Annotated in this window: 3 protein-coding genes; 1 reads left to right on the forward strand and 2 read right to left on the reverse strand. The window is 74.1% G+C overall.

The window, feature by feature from the left end; translation table 11 throughout:
- Positions 1-335 precede the first annotated feature (335 nt).
- Positions 336-965: a hypothetical protein gene (locus J1M37_RS00765; RefSeq protein WP_206451955.1), complete on the forward strand. Its 630-nt coding sequence runs from the start codon at positions 336-338 to the stop codon at positions 963-965.
- Between the two features lie 40 nt (positions 966-1,005).
- On the opposite strand, the gene J1M37_RS00770 is transcribed toward J1M37_RS00765, so the two are convergent.
- Together J1M37_RS00770 and J1M37_RS00775 are read right to left on the reverse strand one after the other, a co-directional pair.
- Complete coding sequence (locus tag J1M37_RS00770; protein ID WP_206451956.1) at positions 1,006-2,214, reverse strand: amidohydrolase; 1,209 nt, start codon at positions 2,212-2,214, stop codon at positions 1,006-1,008.
- Between the two features lie 66 nt (positions 2,215-2,280).
- The coding region (locus J1M37_RS00775; RefSeq protein WP_274607180.1) for a cystathionine gamma-synthase at positions 2,281-3,525 on the reverse strand (1,245 nt) is incomplete at its 5' end.

The following is a 3,525-nucleotide window of genomic DNA, read 5'->3' on the forward strand; positions in this document are numbered from 1 at the left end:
GTCTGGGGATCAAGGATGTCGGACATGGGTCCTCCTGTGGGGATGCGCGGGCGCACGCCGGAGGACGTCGGTCGCGGGTCGACGTCGTGGGGCGCGGGGGCCAGCTGGGTCAGATGATTCCGTCCACCCGGCAGCCCCCGAGGGCCACGACGTTCGTGACCCGCACACACATCTGCACAGACATCTGCAGTCCGGCGTGGCACACGCGTCCACGCTCATTCATCACAGGGGGAGAGACCGGATCCGGTCCGCCCAGTCTACGCCACCGGATCCCGGGCCGGGCTGTGCCCTCGGACACCCCGGTCGCTCACCGGCCGGGGCGATAGGCTCGGCAGGTGCCCCAGAACAGCGAAGACCGCCCCCTCGCCCGCGGGCTCGGCCGGGCCGCCGGCCGCGCCGCCCAGTCCTTCCGGGAGAGTCAGCGGGCCGACGACGCACGGCTGCGCGCCGAGCGCGCCCGCCTCACCGCCGAGGACGAGGAGCGCCTGGAACGGCGCCGCGCGGACCGCGAGCGCGACCTGGCTGAGCGGGACGCGGCCGAGTCCGACGCCGGCCTCGTCCACCCGCTCCTGAAGGTCGCGCGCCTCTACTGGCTCGCGGTCACCGTGGTGCTGGTCGGCATCGCGGGCGCATTCATCTGGAACGGGGCCCGCGCACAGGACAACGGCGAGCCCGTCATCGATCCGCTCACCGGCATGGAGTCGGTGGGCGTGCTGGGCGGCGCGACGGGGCAGTTCACGATGGGCACCGCCGTCGCCCTGCTGGCCGCGGCGTCCCTGTGGGGCTGGATCGGTCTGCTGCGCCGCCGTCGTTCGGCGATCGGGACCCTGACGTTCATCGCCGTCCTGCTGGCCGCCCCCGCGTTCCTGCGGGCCAACGGCCTGCTGATCATCCTCGCCATCGTGATGCTCCTGGGCGCCGCGCTCGTCTGGCTGCCGCCCGTGCGCTCGCGCGTGCGGCGCTGAGCCCGCGCGTCCCGCCCCCGCCGCCGGGCGGCGGCGCCGGTCAGTCCTCCACGGGACGGGCGGAGGCGACGACGGGCCGGGCGGTGGCGACGTCGTACTCCATGACCTGACGGCCGCCGATCCACACGCGCAGGGCCCGCTGCATGACATCGAGCGGGTCGCCGGACCAGAGCACCAGGTCGGCATCCTTGCCCACCTCGAGGGAGCCGATGCGGTCGTCCAGCCCGAGCACGCGCGCGGGATGCAGGGTGATGGCGCGCAGGGCGGTCTCCCGGTCCAGGCCCTCCTTCACCGACAGCGCCGCCTGGTAGACGAGGAAGTCGATGGGCACCACCGGGTGGTCGGTGATGATGCTGATCTCGACGCCGGCCCGCGCCAGACGCCCCGGGTTGCGCATCGAGCGGCCCCGCAGCTCCGGCTTGGACTTGGTGGTGAACAGCGGGCCGATCAGCACCGGCACGCCGCGGGCCGCGAGCTGGTCGGCCAGCGGGTGCGCCTCGGTGCCGTGGTCCAGGACGAGGTCGTAGCCGAACTCGTCGGCCAGGCGCAGGGCGGTGGCGACGTCGTCGGTGCGGTGGCAGTGCTGGCGCCAGGGGATCGTGCGCTCCAGGACGAGGGCGAGGGCGTCGAGGTGGGGGTCGCGGGTGAAGGGCTTGCCCTCGCGTTCGGCCTCCGCGCGGCGGGCCATGTAGCCCTGCGCCCGCAGGAACGCCTCGCGGATCACGAGGGCGGTGCCCAGCCGCGTGGACGGGGTGCGGCCCTTCTCCTTGTAGACGTTCTTGGGGTTCTCGCCGAGGGCGGACTTCACGCCCGAGGGGCTGCGCAGCACCATCTCGTCCACGGTGCGTCCGTGGGTGTGCAGCGCCACCGCCTGGCCGCCGATCGGGTTGCCCGAGCCGGGGTTGACGTTCACGGTGGTCACGCCGCCGGCCAGGGCGTCCTTCCAGCCCGGCTCGTTCGGGTCGACGGCGTCGATCGCCCGCACCCCGGCCATCACCGGGTCCGTCATCTCGTTGACGTCCGCGGTCGCACCGACCTCGCCCTCGGCATGCATGCCGAGGTGGACGTGCGCGTCCACGAAGCCGGGCAGCAGCCAGCGGCCCTCGCAGTCCACGACGTCGGCGCCGTCGGGTGCCTGGACGTCGGGGCCGAGCGCGGTGATCCGGCCGTCCTCGACGAGCAGGGCGCCGTCGAACGGCTCGGCGGCGACGGGGACGACGTGGGCGTTGACGAAGGCGGTGAGGGTCATGCCCGTCACACTACGCCGCCCCGTGCTCCCCACCCGTGCGCTAGACCTCTGGCGGACGTCGGCGGGTCAGAGGCTGCCCAGAGCCCGCTCCAGGTCCGCCACGAGGTCCTCGGCGTCCTCGATGCCCACCGACAGGCGCAGCAGGTCGTCCGGCACGGCCAGCTCCGTGCCGGCCACGGACGCGTGGGTCATCTCCGCCGGGTAGTTCATCAGCGACTCGATGCCGCCCAGGGACTCGGCGAGCTGGAACAGGCGGGTCGACTCGGCCACGCGGCGGGCCGCCGCGGCGCCGCCGGACAGGCGCAGCGAGACCATGCCGCCGAAACCGCGCATCTGCCGCTGTGCGAGCTCATGGCCGGGGTGGTCCGGCAGCCCCGGGTACAGCACCTGGGAGACCTCGGCGCGGCCGGTGAGCCACTCGGCGACGGCCTGGGCGTTGGCCTGGTGGCGGTCCATGCGCACCCCGAGCGTCTTGAGGCCGCGCGTGGTCAGGTACGCGTCCATGGGCCCGTTCACGGCCCCCGCCGCGAACTGCTGGAACTTCACCTGTTCGGCGAGTGCGGCGTCCGGGATCACGAGCGCCCCGCCGATCACGTCCGAGTGGCCGCCGATGTACTTCGTGGTGGAGTGCACCACCACGTCCGCGCCGAGGGCGATCGGGGACTGCAGGTACGGCGTCGCGAAGGTGTTGTCCACCACGAGCAGGGCGCCGTGCGCGTGGGCCGCCTCCGCGACCGCGGCGACGTCGGAGATCTTCATCATCGGGTTGGACGGGGTCTCCAGCCACACCATGACCGGCCCCGTGGCGGCGGCGCGCTCGACGGCGGCGGCGACCTGCTCGGCGTCCCCCATGTCCACGACGACGTGCTCCACGCCCCACGGGGCGAGCACGCGGGAGATGAGGCGGTAGGAGCCGCCGTACACGTCGTTGCCGAGCACGATCGTCATGCCCGGCCGGCCCGCGCCCATGATCAGCGCGGTCTCCGCGGCCAGGCCGGAGGCGAACGTGAGGCCGGTGGCCCGGGGGGCGCCGGACTCGTCGACGCCGGCCTCGAGCGCGGCCAGCTGCTCCTGCAGCGCGTCCCGGGTGGGGTTGGTGCCGCGGCCGTAGTCGTAGCCGCGCCGCAGCTCGCCGACGGCCGTGGGCGCGTAGGTGCTCGAGAGGTGGATCGGCGGGACGACGGCGCCGAACACCTCGTCCAGGTGCTGGCCCGCGTGCACGGCGCGCGTGCCGAAGCCTCCCCCCTGGGGGTGGGCGGCGGCGTCTTCGGCGCCGGTGTCGGGGGTGGTGGCGTGCGGGTCCTCGTGGAC

It is taken from the genome of Micrococcus sp. KRD012 (assembly GCF_017168555.1).
Taxonomy (GTDB): domain Bacteria; phylum Actinomycetota; class Actinomycetes; order Actinomycetales; family Micrococcaceae; genus Micrococcus; species Micrococcus luteus.